The sequence below is a fragment of the Halioglobus sp. HI00S01 genome, assembly GCF_001635445.1.
Taxonomy (GTDB): Bacteria; Pseudomonadota; Gammaproteobacteria; order Pseudomonadales; family Halieaceae; genus Halioglobus; species Halioglobus japonicus.
In genome coordinates, this window is record NZ_LWEE01000407.1 from 1 (window position 1) to 403 (window position 403).

The 403-nt window shown below is 63.3% G+C and carries 1 protein-coding gene; it reads right to left on the minus strand.

Annotated elements, in window-relative coordinates:
- Nucleotides 1–403, minus strand: a 403-nt coding sequence (locus A3709_RS24335; protein WP_197484372.1) for a hypothetical protein, incomplete at both ends; no start/stop codon positions are given.

Below are 403 nucleotides of genomic sequence, written 5' to 3' on the forward strand. Positions count from 1 at the left end.
CTCAGCTTCACATACGTGGCACCCGCACCCGAGACCGTGTTCCTGGATGACCCGTCACTGGCCGTTCGGTACACACCTGTGAAGCCCGCCCCCTCGCCGCCAAAGACTCTGGTACATCCACTTGCGCCCGCCGCCGCAGTGTCCCTGAAGTTATCGGGGTTCCTGCCACCCTCTACGCTGAATGTTCCCGCGCCGGTCAACATGCCCACATCTACATGGATACTGCCGCCTGCCCCCGCTGGCAGGTCATCGTGGTAGGTCTTCTGACCTTGTGCCTTGCTGGTGCCATCCAGCACCAGCGCGTTTGCCGCGATCCCGATCACGCCGCCGCCACGCCCTGGTTCTGAGCTATTACGGTAGTAACCCGCACTGCCCGGGAACTCCGCCTCGAAGTACCGGCCAT